Here is a 17,257-nt window from a genome sequence, read left to right on the forward strand (position 1 = left end):
TTGGGCGGATCGCCTTCATTAAATACACATACATACCACAGTACGGGCTGCAGCCTTGCAGCGCCTTTTATTGGGAAATCGTTATGCAATCCTCTGTCAATAAGTCAGAAAGCCGGACCTTCTTCGGCCATCCCTATCCGCTGGGTTCTCTGTTCTTCACCGAAATGTGGGAGCGTTTCTCGTTCTACGGCATCCGTCCGCTGCTGATCCTGTTTATGGCCGCCACCGTGTACGATGGCGGTCTGGGTCTCGCGCGCGAGAACGCGTCGGCGATCGTCGGCATCTTCGCCGGCAGCATGTACCTGGCGGCACTGCCGGGCGGCTGGCTGGCGGACAACTGGCTCGGCCAACGCAAGGCCGTCTGGTACGGTTCGATCCTGATCGCGCTCGGCCACCTGTCGATCGCCCTGTCCGCGGTGATGGGCACCAACCTGTTCTTCATCGGCCTGATGTTCATCGTGCTCGGTTCCGGCCTGTTCAAAACCTGTATCTCGGTGATGGTCGGTACGCTGTACAAAAAAGGCGATGCGCGTCGTGACGGCGGTTTCTCGCTGTTCTACATGGGCATCAACATCGGCTCGTTCATTGCCCCGCTGATCTCCGGCTGGTTGATCAAGTCACACGGCTGGCACTGGGGCTTCGGCATCGGCGGCATCGGGATGCTGGTGGCGCTGGTGATCTTCCGGGTATTCGCCGTACCGGCGATGAAACGTTATGACCACGAAGTGGGCCTGGACTCCACCTGGAACAGCCCGGTCGCGAAGAAAGAAGGCGTCGGCGTCTGGTTGCTGGCGCTGGCGGCCATCCTGGTGGCGGTCATCGTGCTGATCGCTCAGGGCACCATCGTCATCAATCCGGTCGAGGTGGCCAGCGTGCTGGTATACGTCATCGCCGCGTCGGTCACCCTGTACTTCATCTATCTGTTCGCCTTTGCCGGCCTGAGCCGCAAAGAGCGTGCGCGCCTGCTGGTGTGCTTCATCCTGCTGATCTCCGCTGCGTTCTTCTGGTCGGCGTTTGAACAGAAACCGACCTCGTTCAACCTGTTCGCCAACGATTACACCAATCGCATGATCGGCGGCTTCGAGATCCCGGCGGTGTGGTTCCAGTCTATCAACGCCCTGTTCATCATCCTGCTGGCGCCAGTGTTCAGCTGGGCCTGGCCTGCGCTGGCACGCAATAACGTGCGTCCGAGCAGCATCACCAAGTTCGTGATCGGTATCCTGTGCGCCGCCGGCGGTTTCGGCCTGATGATGTTGGCCGCGCAGAATGTGCTGAGCAACGGCGGCGCCGGCGTATCGCCGATGTGGCTGGTGGGCAGTATCCTGATGCTGACGCTGGGTGAGCTGTGCCTGAGCCCGATCGGGCTGGCCACCATGACGCTGCTGGCGCCGGAGAGAATGCGCGGGCAAATGATGGGGCTGTGGTTCTGCGCCAGTGCGCTGGGCAACCTGGCGGCCGGTCTGATCGGCGGCCACGTCAAGGCCGACCAACTGGATATGCTGCCGAATCTGTTCGCTCGCTGTTCAGTCGCGTTGCTGATCTGCGCCGCCGTGCTTATCGTGCTGATCGTGCCGATTCGCCGCATGCTGGAAAATACCCAGTCCAAGAGCGCGCAAAAACCGGCGACCAACGTCTGACGGATAACCCGTTTTTCTCTCGCAAACCGGCGCTCGATGCGCCGGTTTTTTTATGCTTGCCAGGCCTGATGTTGCAAGACCACCCGGTAGCCGTCAGGATCTTCAAAGGTTTGCCCCGCGCGATCCCAATAGGGATTATAGGCGGCGACCGCCAAGAACCCCGCCGCCCGCATCCGCTCACACGCGGCCCGCCATTCGTTCTCATCCGGCAGATAAAATACCAGCAGATGATCCTGCGTCGGCGCCTGCCCGACCCGCACCCCGCGGTGCTGCGTGAACTCCAGATGGTAGGCATGCTGCGGATGCCCAATCATCATGCCGTCGAACCCCTGATGATCGACAAACTCGCCCAGTTTTTCGAAACCCAGCCCGCGGCAATACAACGCGGCAATTTCCTGCAACCGATCGGTGGGGCGCCCGATGCGCAACACCGCTTTGGCTATCGACATGTACGCCTCCGCCTCATGATAACGTCATACAGCGCCATGCCCGCCAGCATCGCCAGCAGGAACGGCCATACCCGTTGTATCTCCGCCCCGGCCAATACCCAGGCCGGACCGGGGCAAATGCCCGCGATGCCCCAGCCGATGCCGAACAGCGCGCTGCCGGCCAGCAAACGGCGATCCACACGCCTGGCGGCCGGGATCTGCAGCGGCTCGCCCAACAGACTCCGCTCGCGTCGCCGCGCCCACAGGAAGGCCGGGGCTGCCACCGCGATCGCCCCTGCCATCACCAACGCCAGCGAGGGATCCCACATGCCGGTAACGTCGAGAAACGCCAACACCTTGGCCGGATTGGCCATGCCGGCGATAATTAACCCCAGACCGAAAATCACGCCGCTCAGCAGCGCCAACAGCGTTTTAAGCATTTTCAACCTCCCAACGTATGGCGCATCAGCCACACGGTCATAAAGCCCAGCAGCATAAACACCGCCGTGGCGGCCAGTGAACGCGGCGCCAACCGCGCGACGCCGCACACGCCGTGCCCGCTGGTGCAACCGCTGCCCAATCGAGTGCCCAAGCCCACCAACAGCCCTGCGGCCGCCAGCCAGCCGTTGCCAACCGAGATCTCACCGGGCGGCAACGCCGCAGCGGCAGCATACAGCCAGGGAGAGAGCAGCAACCCGCCAATAAATGCGGCGCGCCAGCCCCGCTCCCGGCCGCCCGCGCTCAATAAACCGCCGGTAATGCCGCTGATACCGGCGATCCGGCCATTGAACAGCAGCAGCAGCGCTACCGCGCCGCCGATAATGGCCCCGCCCGCCAACGCGGAATACGGCGTGAAGTGCTGCCAGTCAATGGTCATCGCGGTTCTCCGGCTGTGGGCAATACAGTTGATACAGGGTCGTGAGCAGCGCCAGCACTTTGGCATCGGCCACCGCATAGTAAATCTGCTTGCCGGCTCGCCGGGTGGAGACCAACCCCTCCTCGCGCAGCACGCCAAGCTGTTGGGACAGCGTCGGCTGGCGGATATCCAGCGCCTGCGCCAGCTCACTCACCGCCATCTCGCCCTGACTGAGCCTGCACAGTAACAGCAGCCGATCTTCGTTGCCCAAGGTACGCAGCATCGCACCGGCCTGCGCCGCCGCCTTGCGCATCGCATCAATATCCATTGCCTCTCCATCAATTTATAAAATTATATAATATAATTTTATAAACCATTTTGCCGTGCCGCGCCACAGACTGGTGTGAAACAGCGCCGCATGGCATGCTGTCCTCCCCCTTTTGCCGCGCGGAGCCTGCTTACGATGCTGTTGTTTCACGACGTTCTGCCGCCCGATCGGCCTGTACGGCCATTAGCCAGAGATTATCGCCACGGCGACAGCGAGCCGGACCACTACCATAACTGCGCGCAGCTGATTCACAGCCTGAGCGGCGTGGTGCAGGTCACGACCCGGCTCGGCAGTTGGGTGGTGCCGCCCGGCCGCGGCGTCTGGGTGCCGGCGAAAGTGGTGCACAGCCTGCGTATCACCGGCCAGGTGGCGGCCAGGACGTTGTTCGTCGATCCGTTGGCGCGCGCCGATCTGCCGGCCCAATGCCAGGTAGTGCAGGTTTCCCCGCTGCTGCGCGAGTTGATTATCTGTGCGATGGAAATTGCGCCCGGCTATCCAAGCGGCGGGCGCGATGAGCGCGTGATGGAACTGATTCTGGATGAGTTGCGAATGCTGCCGATTCTGCCGCTGCACCTGCCGGAACCTCGCGAAGCCTCGCTGCTCGCCCTGTGCCGCCATATCCAGGCCACGCTGGCGCAACCCTGGACGCTGGAACAGGCTGCCGCTCATCTCAGCGTCAGCGGACGCACTCTGTCGCGGCGCTTCCAGCGAGAAACCGGGCTGCATTTTAGCGATTGGGTGCGACGCGCCCGTTTGCTGGCGGCATTAAACGCGCTGGCGACCGGCCGCTCGGTGTTGGAAGTGGCGCTGGATCTCGGCTATGACAGCCCCAGCGCGTTCAGCGCCATGTTCCGCCGGCTGCTGGGAGTAGCGCCCAGCGACTATTTCAGCCGGACTGCGCCGACGTTGGCGCCAGATAGCGCCCGGCGACGTTGAACAGCGCCTGCAGCGAGGCGCTGGCGGAGTCGGCGTCGATGCCAACACCGTAAGTCGCCTCACCTTGCGGCAGCGTACAGCGAATATAGGCCACCGCTCGGCTATCGCTCTGATGTCCCAACGTATGCTCGTGATAATCCTCGATCGCCAGCGACAAGCCGAAGCGCTGACGCAGCGCATCCACCGCGCTGGAAAGCAGACCGTTGCCGGCCCCCTGCAGGCGCAGTGGCTCTCCCTCGCAGGCAACTCGCGCGTTGAAGCTGTAGGCCTCTACCCCATGGCTTTCCGTTTGGTAGCTTAACAGCTGCAAACGCGGCTGCTCCACCAGCCCGTAAGTATCGCGGAATAAACGCCACAGCTGCGCGCCGCTCATTTCTTTGCCGCTGCCGTCGGTCGCGCGCTGCACCACTTGGCTGAAATCAATCTGCAAACCGCGCGGCAACGCCAACCCATGATTCTGTTCCAACAACCAGGCGGCGCCGCTTTTGCCGGACTGGCTGTTGACCCGGATCACCGCTTCATAGCTGCAACCGACATCGGCGGGATCGAGCGGCAGGTATGGCACCTGCCAGCGGCCATCTTGCCGCTGCCGTTGCGCGGCGAAACCTTTCTTGATCGCATCCTGATGCGAACCGGAAAAGGCGGTAAACACCAACTCGCCGGCATAAGGATGGCGAGGATGCACCGGCAGCTGATTGCACTGCTCCACCACCTCCACCACCTGCTTCAGGCGGCTGAAGTCCAGACCCGGCGCCACGCCCTGGGTATAGAGATTCAACGCCAGCGTGACCAGATCGACGTTGCCGGTGCGCTCTCCGTTGCCGAACAGGCAGCCTTCGACCCGATCGGCGCCGGCCAGCAAGGCCAGCTCCGCACAGGCCACGCCGGTGCCGCGATCGTTATGCGGATGCACGCTGATCGCCACATCGGCGCGACGGCTGAAGTGCCGGCAAAACCATTCGATCTGATCGGCATACACGTTGGGCGTGCTCACTTCCACCGTCGCCGGCAGGTTGATGATCATCGGCCGCTGCGGCCCCGGCTGCCAAACCTCCGCCACCGCTTCGCAGATCTCCAGCGCGAACTCTAACTCAGTAAAACAGAAGGTTTCCGGCGAATACTCGAAGCACCAGGCGGTATCGGGCTGTGCCTCGCACTGCCGGCGGATGCGCCGCGCGCCGTTCACCGCCAGCGCCACGGTGGCGGCCTTATCCTGGCGGAACACGATATCGCGAAACATCGGCGCCGTGGCGTTATACAGATGCACGATAGCCCGCGGCGCCCCCTGCAGCGCTTCGAAGGTGCGATCGATCAGATCGTCGCGCGACTGCGTCAGCACCTGGATCGTGACGTCGTCCGGGATCAGCCGCTCGTCGATCAGCGCGCGTACAAAGTCGAAATCCGTTTGCGACGCCGAAGGGAAAGCCACCTCGATCTCCTTGAAACCGCACTGCAACAACAATTGATAGAATTCGCGCTTGCGCGCGTTATCCATCGGCTCCGCCAGCGCCTGGTTGCCGTCGCGCAGATCGCTGGAGCACCAGCGCGGCGCCTGCCGCAGCGTACGCGCAGGCCATTGGCGGTCCGGCAACGCCACCGGCGGGAACGGTCGGTATTTGCTTGAAGGGTCGATTAACATGGGCTTCTCCTGACGCCAGAGTGAACGATGCGTCATTATTTCCCGCCATCGCCTCCTCTTCTCCCGCTTTGCGGACAACCATCGTCGCAAAGCGGACAACAAAAAAATTTGCATCCTGCGCCAGTGAGACAACAATTAGTTTTGACGTTTCCCCCACCGCACCGGCAGTGCGCCGGACGCTTTACTCTCATTGTCAACGGAGGCGAACATGAGCCTGTATGCAACCCTGGAAGAAGCCATCGAGGCCGCACGCGAAGAGTTTATCGACACCGCCGAAGGCGGCAGCGGTGACGAGCCGCCGGTGCCCCAGCAGTTCAATCTGCAAAAGTACGTGATGCAGGATGGCGACACGATGTGGCAGGCGGAGTTCTTCGAAGAAGAAGGAGAGGCGGTGGAATGCCTGACGCTGCGCAGCGGTGCGGCGGCGCAGGCGATCTTCGACGGTGACTACGACGAGGTGGAAATTACCGCCGAGTGGATAGATGAAAACACCCTGTACGAATGGGAAGAAGGCGACTTTCAGCTCGAACCGCCGCTGGATACCGAAGAAGGCCAGGCCGCAGCCGATGAGTGGGATGAACGTTAACCTGCGCCGCGCTTTCATCGCCAAGGAGGCCGCATGATTATTCGCCGGGCCCGCCCTACCGACTACCCCGCCATTTTGCAGCTACAGGGGGAAAACGTGCCGGAAGCGCTCGACGAGAGCCAAAAACGGCAGGGATTTATCGTATCACGCATGAATGAGGTGCAGCTGGCGACGATCAACCGCGGCATCGGCATATGGGTGGCCGAACAGGAGAACCAACTGGCGGGGTTTGTTTGCCTGATGCCCGCCGACGCGCAACCGCGGCCGCCGGTGGTGGATGCGATGCTGGCGACGCTCGCCACGCAATCCTTCGCCGGACGGCCGCTGCGTGAGCAGCGGGTATTTCTCTACGGCCCCGTCTGCCTCGCCGCCGCCTGGCGCGGCAAAGGCGTGCTGAAGCGCCTCTACGCCGCGGTCAAAGCGCACACCCGCGATGATTACGACGTGGGCGCGTTGTTTATCGACGACGACAATCCGCATTCGTTGGCCGCTCACGTGCAAGGGCTGGGGATGACGGCGCTGGCGCCTTTCCATTGCGGGCAGAAAGGCTATCAGCTGGTGGTGTTCGCCACCCGCTGAACGAAATTACTCGTAGGGGCCATGCTGCGCATCAAACGGCAGCATAAAGGTGTCCACCACCATCGACAGCGGCACGTCTATCACCGTGACATAGCGCCAGGGCGTATCGCGCAGATCCCACTGCACGCCGGGATAATACTGGTGACCATGCCCGGCGCCGGGCACGGTGCGGCTGATAATGCTGCCGCAGCCGGTGAGTGCCATCACACCGGCCGCCACGCAGGCCAGCCGAAGGTAGGAAGAGAGCTTCACGACATTGACTCTGAGCAAGGGGTTGTTTCGCGAGTGAACAACGCATCGGCCGCAGTCTATCACAGTTCCCGTTATCCACCGGCGTCGGCGCACGTAAGCAAAAGGTAAAAAAAACGGGGAATGCGCCATGCGCATTCCCCGTCTGAGCGTTGCCGTTAAGCGATTAACGCCGGCCCGTAGGGTGCGCCAGCGGGTTGTGCGGCAACTGCTGATAGTGCTCACGCCAGGCGGCGCCTTCCGGCAACAGCCAGACGCGCTGATGCAAACGAGCCAGCGTGACCGGATCGCTCAGCAGCTCCAGACGTTTGCCCTTCACCAGCTTCTCCGGTCCCAGCTGCAGTGCTTCGTTCACCCGCTCCTCGCGGTTGCGATCGAGCGTCGCGCGCAGATGGTGACGCGCCGTCGCCAACGCCGTCGCCAGCGCGTTGAAGGATGGGTTGACCACCGCATGCATAAAGCCGTTGGTCAGCGCGCGGTTGCGGTTGAGATGCAGATATTCTTCCGTCGCCAGCAACTCGCGCGGCGGGTTGTACTCTTCCGGGATCAGGAACAGCTTGGCGCGTTTGCTTTTCATGCCCAGCGTTGCGCGGCTCGACAGCACCGACACGAACGGCGACAGGATCAGCGAAAACACGATCGGCGCCAACCACCACAGGAAGCGCAGATCCAGCCACGCCATGCCGCCGGCCCACACCAGGCCCAGCAACATCTGCGAGCCATGGCGGCGGAACGCTTCCCCCCACGGCGTATCGTCATCGTCACGCTGCGGCGAATTCCACACCACTTCCCAACCGAGGAAGGCGCTCACCACGAATACGGTATGGAACAGCATGCGCACCGGCGCCAGCAGCACCGAGAACAGCATTTCCATCAGCATCGAAATGAACAGACGGAACGCCCCGCCGTACTCTTTCGCGCCCTTGGCCCAGATCAGCACAATACTGAGCAACTTCGGCAGGAACAGCAGCACCAGCGTGGTGGAGAACAGCGCTATCGCCAGCTCGGGCCGCCACTGCGGCCAGACCGGGAACAGCTGCCGTGGCTGCAGGAAGTATTGCGGTTCCATCAGGGTATGCACCACCTGCAAGGCGGTGGAGAGCGCCAGGAACATGAACCACAGCGGCGCCGACAGGTAGGACATGACGCCGGTCAGGAACACCGCGCGGTGCACCGGGTGCATGCCTTTCACCAGGAACAGGCGGAAGTTCATCAGGTTGCCGTGACACCAGCGACGGTCGCGCTTCAGCTCGTCCAGCAGGTTTGGCGGCAGCTCTTCATAACTGCCCGGCAGATCGTAAGCGATCCACACGCCCCAGCCGGCGCGGCGCATCAGCGCCGCTTCAACGAAGTCGTGCGACAAGATGGACCCGGCGAAAGAGCCCTCGCCCGGCAGCGGCGCCAGCGCACAGTGCTCGATAAACGGCTTCACGCGGATGATAGCGTTGTGCCCCCAGTAGTGCGACTCGCCCAGCTGCCAGAAATGCAGGCCGGCGGTGAACAACGGCCCGTAAACGCGGGTGGCGAACTGCTGCACGCGCGCATACAGGGTATCCATACCGGACGCCTTCGGCGCCGACTGGATGATGCCGGCGTTCGGGTTGGCTTCCATCAGACGCACCAGCCCGGTGAGGCATTCGCCGCTCATCACGCTGTCGGCATCCAGGATCACCATGTAGCTGTACTCACCGCCCCAGCGACGGCAGAAGTCGTCGATGTTGCCGCTCTTGCGTTTTACGCGACGGCGGCGGCGGCGATAGAAGATGCGGCCGTGGCCGTCGACATCGCGGCACAGCTCCATCCACGCCTTTTGCTCCGCCACGCAGATGTCCGGATCGTAGCTGTCGCTCAGCACGTAGATATCGAAGTGTTCCAGCTGACCGGTCGCGGCGACGGACTCATAGGTCGCACGCAGGCCGGCGAACACGCGTTCGACGTCTTCGTTGCAGATCGGCATGATCAGCGCAGTGCGGTGCGCCGGGTTGATCGGCTCATCGCCCTTGATGGTGGAGGAAATGCTGTATTTGTCCTTGCCGATCAGCAGCTGCAGGAAGCCCATCAGCGCGGTCCAAAAACCGGCCGAGACCCAGCAGAACAGCACGGCGAACAGGATCAGAATGCCGGTTTGCAGCACATACGGCAGCAGCTGCAGCACCGACTGCATCAGATCCTGATCCAGCATGGCGATAGGATCGATCAGCGCCCAGCCCTGATAAGGCAAGATGGTTTTCATATACCAGGTAGCGATGCCGGTTTGCACCAGCATCAGCACCAGCAGCACATAGCGGCGCATGGAGCCGACGGTACGCCAGCGGTTTTCAGCCTCGGCCTCCTCTTTGGTGGCGTGCCGATTGTGCGGCGAACGCCCCAGCAGAGAATCCCAGAAGCGCGCCACCGGGTTGGTGCGCCAGGCTTCCGGGAACATGGTGGTTCGTTTGATCGGCGGCGTCGCCTTCAGAATGGCGCGCCCTTCGGCGTCGGTGTCGAAGTCGTCATCGCTGACCGCATCCGGCCAGGCGTTTTCGATACGCGGTTTGACCGAGGCCAGCGCCACGTCATCCGCCGACAGGCTATTGACGTTGGCGTCAGCGGCGCCCATCTGCCGATGGAGCGCCTCCAGTGCCTGAGCGTCATCCGCCGTTTGAGGGTTGAGCGCCTCCGACCGCTCGGCGGTCAGAGGCAGCGCCGCAAGATAATCCTGGGCGGGTTGAGTAGGCTTATTCATTGGCAGGTAGCTGATAGCTCCAGGTTTCCGACAGAGTCTTATCGCCATTGACCAGTGCCGCACGCATTTCTACCGGCTTCTTGTCGTCTTTCACTTTCAGACGCACCGTCAGGCGCCAGCCTTTGGTCACTGGGTTATAGCGGACGTTGTTTTCTACCATCTCACCGTTGTCGCCGATGCTGATCTGAGAGGCGACCGGCGTATTGGCATCCAGCCCTTTCAGCACCGGGCCAACGAAGTCGACCAGGAAGGCCACGCTGCCGTCTGGCTCGCGAATCAGGTTGGACTGCTTCACGTCGCCGGTCGAACGCATGGTACGAGCCACATAGGCGATATCTTGCGAATGCAGTTTGTCTTCATCGCGGGTGAAGTTCAAACGGTAGCTCAGCGTCAGCGGCTTTTTGGCCTCCGGCAAGGTATCCGGCGTCCAGAACGCGACGATGTTGTCGTTGGTTTCATCCGCCGTCGGGATCTCCACCAGCTCGACCTTGCCTTTGCCCCAGTCGCCCTTCGGTTCGATCCAGGCGCTCGGACGCAGATCGTAACGATCGTCCAGATCTTCATATTCTTTGAAGTTGCGACCGCGCTGCAGCAGACCGAAGCCTTTCGGATTCTCGACGGTATAGGTGCTGACGGACAGGTGTTTAGGATTGTTCAGCGGACGCCAAATCCACTCGCCGTTGCCGGCATGGATAGACAGACCGTTGGAATCGTGCAACGCCGGGCGGTAGTTCAGCGTCGGCGACGGCTGGTTCGGCCCGAACAGGTACATGCTGGTCAACGGCGCCAGGCCCAGTTTGCCCACCTTGTCGCGCAGGAACACTTTGGACTCGACGTCCACGGTGGTGTCGCGACCCGGGATCACCGTAAAACGGTAAGCGCCAGTGGCGCGCGGGGAATCCAGCAGCGCGTAGATCACCAGGTGCTTGTCGCCCTGCTTCGGACGCTCAACCCAGAATTCGCGGAAACGCGGGAACTCTTCGCCGGACGGCAAAGCGGTATCGATAGCCAGGCCGCGAGCGGAAAGCCCGTAAACCTGCCCTTTACCCACCACGCGGAAATAGCTCGCGCCCAGCAGGCTCATGATCTCATCGTTTTTGTCGGCGCTGTTGATCGGGTAGAGCACCTTGAAGCCGGCAAAACCGAGATTTTTCACCGATTCAGGGTCGTGTTTGACCGAACCGAAGTTGAAGTAATCCGGGCTGTACTTGATCTGTTTTACGCTGGTGGAGGTGACTTCGTTGATTTTCACCGGCGTGTCGAAGTACATCCCCTGATGATAAAACTCAAGCTTGAAAGGGGTTTTCAGCTTGCTCCAATAGGCTTTATCGTGATTGAACTGAATCTGCTGATAGTCTGCGAACTTCATCTCGCGGAACTGAGAAGGAAGGTTGCTCTTCGGGGCTTCGAAACCTTTCGCCGCCAGATCCTGCGCCTGCTTGGCGACATCATCAATAGAAAAGGCCCAAGCCGGCGAACTGAACAGCGTGAACAATACGGTCGCACCTAACCAACGAACGCTCGCGGCGCGTGGTTGTCCGGATAATATATTAACTAGCACATCCCCCCCTATTCGTGTGCTCAAATCATTTAAATCCATATTAATGGATTACTCAGCTTTCCGACAACATGATAAATGGATGGTTCATGTTTACGGCTCATTGTTTAAGCAGCTGATGGAACACCAGCGTAGCAAGCCGCGCAACAAGACGCTATGGAAAAATGCGGGGGGCTATAGTAGGGTTCCGGATAACAATTTAACGTTTGACGACTTATTAAGCGTGTTAATGAACTCTCGATTAAATCACCAGCGGTAATCTATGACTAAAGGCAGCAAACAGCGCGAGTTTTTCCTCGACTCCATCAGAGCCTATTTGATGTTGCTCGGCATTCCGTTTCACCTCTCCCTGATTTATTCCAGCCACGCCTGGGCGGTGAACAGCGCGTCGCCCTCCTTCTCGCTCACGGTGCTGAACGACTTTATCCACGCCTTCCGCATGCAGGTGTTCTTCGTGATATCCGGCTACTTCTCCTACATGCTTTACGAGCGCTACGAGCGCCACCAGTGGCTGAAGGTCAGGCTGGAGCGAGTGGCGATCCCGCTGTTGAGCTCCATCCCGCTGATCACGGTGCCGCAGTTTTTCATGCTGAAATATTTCACCGATAAATTAAACGGCTGGGATGAATTTTCTCTCTATCAGAAAATAAATGTAACAGTTTGGGAATTGGTTTCTCATCTGTGGTTCTTATTGACGCTGTCATTGTTAACCTGCGCCTGTTTTTATCTGTTCCGTAAAATCAAGCGTCAACCCCGTGAACATATTCCAACGTTAATAAACAGAATGCGCGGATTAGGAAACATCTCACTGTATTTCTTTATTTATGCGGTATGCTATTCGGCCGCGCACCGTATTATTTTAATTTTCGCCCCACAGCTATTATCCAACGGCCTGTTCAATTTCGTGGTGATGGAGACGATGTTCTACCTGCCGTTCTTCCTCCTCGGCGCCTATGCGTTTAAGTACGTGTGGCTTAAGGAGATTTTTCTGCGCCGCTCGCCGCTGGCGCTGCTCGGTTCGCTGCTGCTGTTTATCGCATATATGCTGAACCAAAAGATGTTGGCGCACAGCAGCTATATGTTCGAGCTGGAAGTGGTGATCAAAACCCTAATGGGGATCCTGATGACCAACGTAGTGTTCTCTTTCGGGCATAACCTGCTGAATTATCACTCGCCGCGCATCACCTATCTGGTCAACGCCTCGCTGTTTATATATCTGGTGCACCATCCGTTGACCCTGATATATGGCGCTTTCGTGACGCCGTATATCGGCAACAACCTGTTGGGATTCTTGCTGGGCCTGCTGTTTGTGTTCTCTCTGGCCTTCGCGCTATATGAACTGCACAAGCGCATTCCGGTGCTGCGCTTCCTGTTCTCCGGCAAGCCGCAATAGGCTTCCCACCCCATTTCTGGGTGATGATTTATCATCCAGAAATTAACCTCACCAATGATAAAGCGCCTCACTACCTCGGCGCAGCGATAGCTGCCCTGAGCATTTTCCTAATATTAATCCTAATCCCCGGGATACATTGCAAAACGGCAACTGCCTGTTACGCTCATTATTCATACTTATAAATCAGTTGCGTTACTTTCTGGGCTAGGTACACATATGAGAGAAGCATGGGTCGATTATGCCAAGGGAATCGGCATCATTCTCGTGGTTTTTGGCCACGTCAATCGGGGTCTATACAGCGCGGGCATTCAGCTTTCTGGTTCATCCTATCTACTGACAGACAGCATCCTCTACAGTTTTCATATGCCACTGTTTTTCTTCCTTTCCGGCCTGTTTTTTACGCAGTCCTTGGATAAAAAGGGAAAAACACGCTTTGTGATCAGCAAGATAGACACCATCGTTTATCCCTATGTCATCTGGTCGCTGCTGCAAGGCATGGTGGAAGTGCTGTTGTCGCGCTATACCAATAACCCTGCCAGCCTGGGCGATATCCTGTCGCTGTTTACGCATCCGCGCGCGCAGTTTTGGTTCCTGTATGCCTTGTTCATGGTCTTTATTTTGGCCACCTTGCTGTATAGCAAAGAAACATACCGCTATCTCTTGCCGGTATTGATCGTTATCAGCGCGGGGCTGTATGTCTACCAAGACAGCCTCACCAAAGCCTTCCATTTTGATTACATTACCCGATTCTTGATCTTCTTCCTGCTGGGCGTTTTTGCCATTCGCTACGCTTCGCTCATCGCCAATCTGGGTTTCGGTTCGCTGCTGGCCTCCCTGATCGCGTTTATCGCGTTGCAGTGGGGATTCCACGGCTATTCAGGCTTGCTGTATACCGATACCGGAAGTTTCTCCCTGTTACTGGCGATTGAAGCCATCTTCTTCATCGTCAACCTGTCGGTTCTGTTGGCCAAAACGAATCTTTCCTGGCTGCGCCGACTCGGCGAATTGAGCATGGTCATCTATTTGATGCATATCCTCGCGGCCAGCGGCTTACGCATCGTACTGACCAAGTTTATGCATATCAGCCATTGGCCAACACAAGCGATCGCCGGCACGCTGTTCGGGCTAATCGCCCCTGTTATCGCCTATGCGCTGATACAACGCCTGCATCTTACTTTTCTGTTGGAGCGTCCTCGTTTCAATAGCCGTCTGCGAAAAGAAAAAATCTCCTGAAGGCGGTTCAACCGCCTTCACGTTTTCTCCCCGTCGCTATACTTGATGGCGCAACCTATCGGTTGCGTCATCTCTCTCTTGCCATGCAGAGCACACATTGCTCAGCCTGGCGTCGCCCGTTAGGGCAAAGTGATACGGCTGCATAGATAACCTAGCCGTTATAACTGCAATGCATAAGTAGAAATCCGGATCCCTGCCTTACGGTAGTGATTGGGCTCAACACCCCCGAAGGGCTGCGCGATCGTTTAATTTATTCGATGGCGTTAGCTGCATCTCCCTTCCGTCACGACAGAGAGGATTTTGAATGACCGATAAGACCCCCCCGGCTCAAGAAGCCATAGCGGAAAACGCCACCCTGCTGAAGATCCTCGGCAGGTTGCTGTCCGCGCTGGACGCTTCGATCAGCGGCAAAGAACGCAGCGTTTTGGTCGCTGAGCTTTCCAACTTCAATCTCGACGGTATTTCTGAAGCGGAAAGCAAGCTGGCCACCGAACTGATCAAACGGGCGCTGGAATCGCTCGATCATTAATCCTACCGCGCCTGCAAACCATTAAGCCTGCCTGCGCGGGCTTAATGGTTTTTCCTCCGCCGAATGGGACATTATTGCCGAAACAGAAATACAGCAGCCTGATAATGTTAGATAAAAGGCAGAATTTCCCCTCTTCTCCTCACTTTCGTAGTTCAAACGTGCCAACAGGCAATAATTGATCGGTTGTTTTCACAATCAGCCTTGGCGTTTTACCCACTAAACACGTTATCATCGGCACACGCGCAGTGCCCCCTATTCCCAGCCTCAGGAGAGCAATATTTTGGATGCCAGCACCATTAACAGTTTGTTCGTCATCGGTGCCGTGCTGGTGGGGGCAAGCATTCTGCTCAGCTCATTTTCTTCCCGGCTCGGCATTCCGATCCTAGTGATCTTCCTGGCGATCGGCATGCTGGCCGGCGTCGATGGCCCCGGCGGCATCGTCTTCAGCAATTACCCGGTCGCTTATCTGGTCAGCAACCTCGCGTTGGCAGTGATCCTGCTCGACGGCGGCATGCGTACCCGGGTCAGCTCTTTCCGCGTCGCCCTGTGGCCGGCACTCTCTCTCGCCACCGTCGGTGTAGTGATCACCGCCGGTCTGACCGGCATGGCCGCCGCCTGGCTGTTCAATCTCGATCTGCTGCAGGGGTTGCTGATCGGCGCCATCATCGGTTCCACCGACGCCGCCGCGGTCTTCTCCCTTTTGGGGGGCAAAGGTTTGAACGAACGCGTCAGCGCCACGTTGGAGATCGAATCCGGCAGCAACGATCCGATGGCGGTGTTTCTCACCATCACGCTGATTGCGATGATCGCCGCCGGGGAAACCGCACTGAGCTGGACCTTCCCGCTGCATCTGATGCAGCAGTTCGGCATGGGCATCGTCTTCGGTCTGGGCGGCGGCTGGCTGCTGCTGACGCTGATCAACCACATCAAACTGGCGGACGGCCTCTATCCGCTGCTGGCGGTAAGCGGCGGTATTCTTATTTTCGCACTGACCACCGCGCTGGACGGCAGCGGCATTCTGGCGGTGTATTTGTGCGGCCTGCTGCTGGGCAACCGGCCGATCCGCAACCGTCACGGCATCGTACAAACCTTCGATGGCCTGGCCTGGCTCAGCCAGATTGGCATGTTCCTGGTGCTCGGGCTGCTGCTCAATCCGCACGAGCTGCTGCCGATCGCCATCCCTGCTCTGCTGCTGTCGCTGTGGATGATCCTGTTCGCCCGCCCGCTGTCGGTGTTTATCGGCCTGCTGCCGTTCCGCAGCTTTACCCTGCGCGAACGCGGCTTTATTTCCTGGGTCGGCCTGCGCGGCGCGGTGCCGGTGATTCTGGCGGTATTCCCGATGATGGCCGGGCTGCCCAACGCACAGCTGTTCTTCAACGTGGCGTTCTTCGTGGTGCTGGTCTCCCTGCTGCTGCAGGGCACCACACTGTCGTTCGCCGCTAAAAAAGCCAAGGTGATCGTACCGCCGGCGCTGACGCCGATCTCCCGCGTTGGGCTGGATGTACACCCGGAAAACCAGTGGGAACAGTTCGTGTATCAGCTTTCGGCGGAAAACTGGTGCGTCGGCGCGGCGCTGCGTGAGCTGAAAATGCCGCCCAATACCCGCATCGCCGCCCTGTTCCGCGGCAAAGAGCTGCTGCATCCTAGCGGCAGTACCCGGCTGCGGGAGAACGATATTCTGTGCGTCATCGGCCATGAGCACGATCTGCCGATCCTCGGCAAGCTGTTCAGCCAGGCGCCGGCCGTGACGCTCGACGAACGCTTCTTCGGCGACTTTATCCTGCAATCCGACGCCCGTTTAAGCGACATCTCGCAGGTTTATGGCCTCAATCTGCAAGACGACGTCGACGAGCAGCAGACGCTGGGGCAGTTCGTCATTCAGCTGATCGGCGGTGAACCGGTGATCGGCGACCAGGTGGAATGGGACGGCCTGACCTGGACCATAGCCGAAATGGACGGCAATCAAGTCAGCAAGATAGGCGTCCGAATCGTAACCGACTGACGCTACCGCGGGCGGCGTTACCCGATGAGGGAACTTCTGGCCTTAAGAACGTTCTTAATCACTATCAAGATGCATGAAATAGAGCGTCGCTGAATGATATCCCTTTGATATAAAAACTAACAGCGACGTCCACAGGGATTAAGGATGTGAACGGCAAGACTCGATTTCTTTCGGTGATGATGCTCATGGCGCTGGGCGTAGCGGCAGCCGATCTCAGCATCGCCGGTTTGGTCCATAGACTTTTAATTGGATAATTTCAACGTGACGCAGCAGGAACAAGAAAAAGACATTCTGGGGAAAATACTGGTGACGGTGTCCGCGCTTTGCCTGATTCTGGTGGCGGCGTTCCTGATCTGGGGATTCGTGCTGGATTGATAATACCCAGCGACGCTCAGACATAAAAAAAACCGCCGCGGCGGTTTTTTTTATGGGGCAGGCGATCAGATCTTGCAACCTTCGCAGTCCGCTTCGTCTTCGAGGAACTCGGGGACCTCTTTTACCTTCTGCGCCGCTTTTTCTTCGGCTTTCGCCAGTTCGGCATCGATATCAAAATCGAAAATATCATCACTCATCGCTTGG

The 17,257-nt window shown here is 58.9% G+C and carries 18 protein-coding genes; 9 read left to right on the forward strand and 9 right to left on the reverse strand.

Features of this window, described 5'->3' with window-relative positions; translation table 11 throughout:
* Window positions 1-83: 83 nt before the first annotated feature.
* Window positions 84-1,637, forward strand: a complete 1,554-nt coding sequence (locus tag ACP39K_RS12165; protein ID WP_016928214.1) for a peptide MFS transporter — start codon at window positions 84-86, stop codon at window positions 1,635-1,637.
* A gap of 50 nt (window positions 1,638-1,687) precedes the next feature.
* On the opposite strand, the gene ACP39K_RS12170 is transcribed toward ACP39K_RS12165, so the two are convergent.
* Genes ACP39K_RS12170 through ACP39K_RS12185 form a run of 4 tightly spaced genes read right to left on the reverse strand, consistent with a single transcriptional unit; the run spans window position 1,688 to window position 3,249 of the window.
* Window positions 1,688-2,086 (reverse strand): VOC family protein, encoded by a 399-nt coding sequence (locus ACP39K_RS12170; protein ID WP_016928215.1) that lies wholly within the window; start codon window positions 2,084-2,086, stop codon window positions 1,688-1,690.
* Window positions 2,077-2,505: a DUF6691 family protein gene (locus tag ACP39K_RS12175; RefSeq protein WP_497008534.1), complete on the reverse strand. Its 429-nt coding sequence runs from the start codon at window positions 2,503-2,505 to the stop codon at window positions 2,077-2,079. The genes ACP39K_RS12170 and ACP39K_RS12175 overlap by 10 nt, the downstream gene beginning before the upstream one ends.
* Window positions 2,506-2,507: 2 nt before the next feature.
* Window positions 2,508-2,942, reverse strand: a complete 435-nt coding sequence (locus ACP39K_RS12180) for a YeeE/YedE family protein (RefSeq protein WP_033640757.1) — start codon at window positions 2,940-2,942, stop codon at window positions 2,508-2,510.
* Window positions 2,932-3,249, reverse strand: a complete 318-nt coding sequence (locus ACP39K_RS12185) for an ArsR/SmtB family transcription factor (protein ID WP_197788407.1) — start codon at window positions 3,247-3,249, stop codon at window positions 2,932-2,934. Before ACP39K_RS12185 ends, ACP39K_RS12180 begins: the two co-directional genes overlap by 11 nt.
* A gap of 135 nt (window positions 3,250-3,384) precedes the next feature.
* On the opposite strand from ACP39K_RS12185, the gene ACP39K_RS12190 reads away from it, so the two are divergent.
* Window positions 3,385-4,185: an AraC family transcriptional regulator gene (locus tag ACP39K_RS12190; RefSeq protein WP_016928219.1), complete on the forward strand. Its 801-nt coding sequence runs from the start codon at window positions 3,385-3,387 to the stop codon at window positions 4,183-4,185.
* On the opposite strand, the gene leuA is transcribed toward ACP39K_RS12190, so the two are convergent.
* The gene (gene leuA, locus ACP39K_RS12195) at window positions 4,136-5,824 is read right to left on the reverse strand and encodes a 2-isopropylmalate synthase (RefSeq protein ID WP_033640758.1); all 1,689 of its coding nucleotides are present in this window, start codon (window positions 5,822-5,824) and stop codon (window positions 4,136-4,138) included. The two genes, ACP39K_RS12190 and leuA, sit on opposite strands and share 50 nt — an antisense overlap.
* 208 nt (window positions 5,825-6,032) lie before the next feature.
* Between leuA and ACP39K_RS12200 the strand changes: the two genes are divergently transcribed.
* Window positions 6,033-6,410: a MysB family protein gene (locus ACP39K_RS12200; protein ID WP_004927872.1), complete on the forward strand. Its 378-nt coding sequence runs from the start codon at window positions 6,033-6,035 to the stop codon at window positions 6,408-6,410.
* A gap of 33 nt (window positions 6,411-6,443) precedes the next feature.
* The gene (locus ACP39K_RS12205; RefSeq protein ID WP_497008535.1) at window positions 6,444-6,989 is read left to right on the forward strand and encodes a GNAT family N-acetyltransferase; all 546 of its coding nucleotides are present in this window, start codon (window positions 6,444-6,446) and stop codon (window positions 6,987-6,989) included.
* A 6-nt stretch (window positions 6,990-6,995) separates the two neighbouring features.
* Here the strand turns inward: ACP39K_RS12205 and ACP39K_RS12210 are convergent, their stop codons facing one another.
* From ACP39K_RS12210 to mdoG, 3 genes are all read right to left on the reverse strand, one after another.
* Window positions 6,996-7,241, reverse strand: coding sequence for a YceK/YidQ family lipoprotein (locus ACP39K_RS12210; protein WP_015377417.1), 246 nt, complete (start codon window positions 7,239-7,241; stop codon window positions 6,996-6,998).
* A gap of 163 nt (window positions 7,242-7,404) precedes the next feature.
* Window positions 7,405-9,963 carry a glucans biosynthesis glucosyltransferase MdoH gene (gene mdoH, locus ACP39K_RS12215; protein WP_016928223.1) on the reverse strand — a complete coding sequence of 853 codons (2,559 nt, stop codon included), beginning with the start codon at window positions 9,961-9,963 and terminating at the stop codon, window positions 7,405-7,407.
* The gene (mdoG, locus tag ACP39K_RS12220; protein ID WP_025302384.1) at window positions 9,956-11,524 is read right to left on the reverse strand and encodes a glucans biosynthesis protein MdoG; all 1,569 of its coding nucleotides are present in this window, start codon (window positions 11,522-11,524) and stop codon (window positions 9,956-9,958) included. Before mdoG ends, mdoH begins: the two co-directional genes overlap by 8 nt.
* Before the next feature lie 259 nt (window positions 11,525-11,783).
* Here mdoG and mdoC point away from each other — a divergent pair, with 259 nt between their 5' ends.
* From mdoC to ACP39K_RS12245, 5 genes are all read left to right on the forward strand, one after another.
* Window positions 11,784-12,914: a glucans biosynthesis protein MdoC gene (mdoC, locus tag ACP39K_RS12225; RefSeq protein WP_016928225.1), complete on the forward strand. Its 1,131-nt coding sequence runs from the start codon at window positions 11,784-11,786 to the stop codon at window positions 12,912-12,914.
* Between the two features lie 216 nt (window positions 12,915-13,130).
* On the forward strand, window positions 13,131-14,147 hold the full coding sequence (locus tag ACP39K_RS12230) for an acyltransferase family protein (protein ID WP_060444304.1): 1,017 nt from the start codon (window positions 13,131-13,133) through the stop codon (window positions 14,145-14,147).
* 304 nt (window positions 14,148-14,451) lie between these two features.
* Window positions 14,452-14,676, forward strand: a complete 225-nt coding sequence (locus tag ACP39K_RS12235) for a hypothetical protein (protein WP_016928227.1) — start codon at window positions 14,452-14,454, stop codon at window positions 14,674-14,676.
* Window positions 14,677-14,956: 280 nt separating this feature from the next.
* Window positions 14,957-16,678: a potassium/proton antiporter gene (locus tag ACP39K_RS12240; RefSeq protein WP_015377414.1), complete on the forward strand. Its 1,722-nt coding sequence runs from the start codon at window positions 14,957-14,959 to the stop codon at window positions 16,676-16,678.
* A 246-nt stretch (window positions 16,679-16,924) separates the two neighbouring features.
* Window positions 16,925-17,053 (forward strand): hypothetical protein, encoded by a 129-nt coding sequence (locus ACP39K_RS12245; RefSeq protein ID WP_016928228.1) that lies wholly within the window; start codon window positions 16,925-16,927, stop codon window positions 17,051-17,053.
* A 65-nt stretch (window positions 17,054-17,118) separates the two neighbouring features.
* Here ACP39K_RS12245 and ACP39K_RS12250 read toward each other — a convergent pair whose 3' ends face one another.
* Window positions 17,119-17,250 carry a hypothetical protein gene (locus ACP39K_RS12250; protein WP_015377413.1) on the reverse strand — a complete coding sequence of 44 codons (132 nt, stop codon included), beginning with the start codon at window positions 17,248-17,250 and terminating at the stop codon, window positions 17,119-17,121.
* Window positions 17,251-17,257: the final 7 nt, after the last annotated feature.

It is taken from the genome of Serratia sp. EC4, from assembly GCF_059652115.1.

Coding starts and splice junctions, on each gene's coding strand:
- ACP39K_RS12200 (WP_004927872.1), top strand. CDS start 6,033: ATGAGCCTGTATGCAACCCTGGAAGAAGCCATCGAGGCCGCACGCGAA.
- ACP39K_RS12180 (WP_033640757.1), bottom strand. CDS start 2,942: ATGACCATTGACTGGCAGCACTTCACGCCGTATTCCGCGTTGGCGGGC.
- ACP39K_RS12185 (WP_197788407.1), bottom strand. CDS start 3,249: ATGGATATTGATGCGATGCGCAAGGCGGCGGCGCAGGCCGGTGCGATG.
- leuA (WP_033640758.1), bottom strand. CDS start 5,824: ATGTTAATCGACCCTTCAAGCAAATACCGACCGTTCCCGCCGGTGGCG.
- ACP39K_RS12230 (WP_060444304.1), top strand. CDS start 13,131: ATGAGAGAAGCATGGGTCGATTATGCCAAGGGAATCGGCATCATTCTC.
- mdoC (WP_016928225.1), top strand. CDS start 11,784: ATGACTAAAGGCAGCAAACAGCGCGAGTTTTTCCTCGACTCCATCAGA.
- mdoH (WP_016928223.1), bottom strand. CDS start 9,963: ATGAATAAGCCTACTCAACCCGCCCAGGATTATCTTGCGGCGCTGCCT.
- ACP39K_RS12190 (WP_016928219.1), top strand. CDS start 3,385: ATGCTGTTGTTTCACGACGTTCTGCCGCCCGATCGGCCTGTACGGCCA.
- ACP39K_RS12170 (WP_016928215.1), bottom strand. CDS start 2,086: ATGTCGATAGCCAAAGCGGTGTTGCGCATCGGGCGCCCCACCGATCGG.
- ACP39K_RS12250 (WP_015377413.1), bottom strand. CDS start 17,250: ATGAGTGATGATATTTTCGATTTTGATATCGATGCCGAACTGGCGAAA.
- ACP39K_RS12175 (WP_497008534.1), bottom strand. CDS start 2,505: ATGCTTAAAACGCTGTTGGCGCTGCTGAGCGGCGTGATTTTCGGTCTG.
- ACP39K_RS12205 (WP_497008535.1), top strand. CDS start 6,444: ATGATTATTCGCCGGGCCCGCCCTACCGACTACCCCGCCATTTTGCAG.
- ACP39K_RS12165 (WP_016928214.1), top strand. CDS start 84: ATGCAATCCTCTGTCAATAAGTCAGAAAGCCGGACCTTCTTCGGCCAT.
- ACP39K_RS12235 (WP_016928227.1), top strand. CDS start 14,452: ATGACCGATAAGACCCCCCCGGCTCAAGAAGCCATAGCGGAAAACGCC.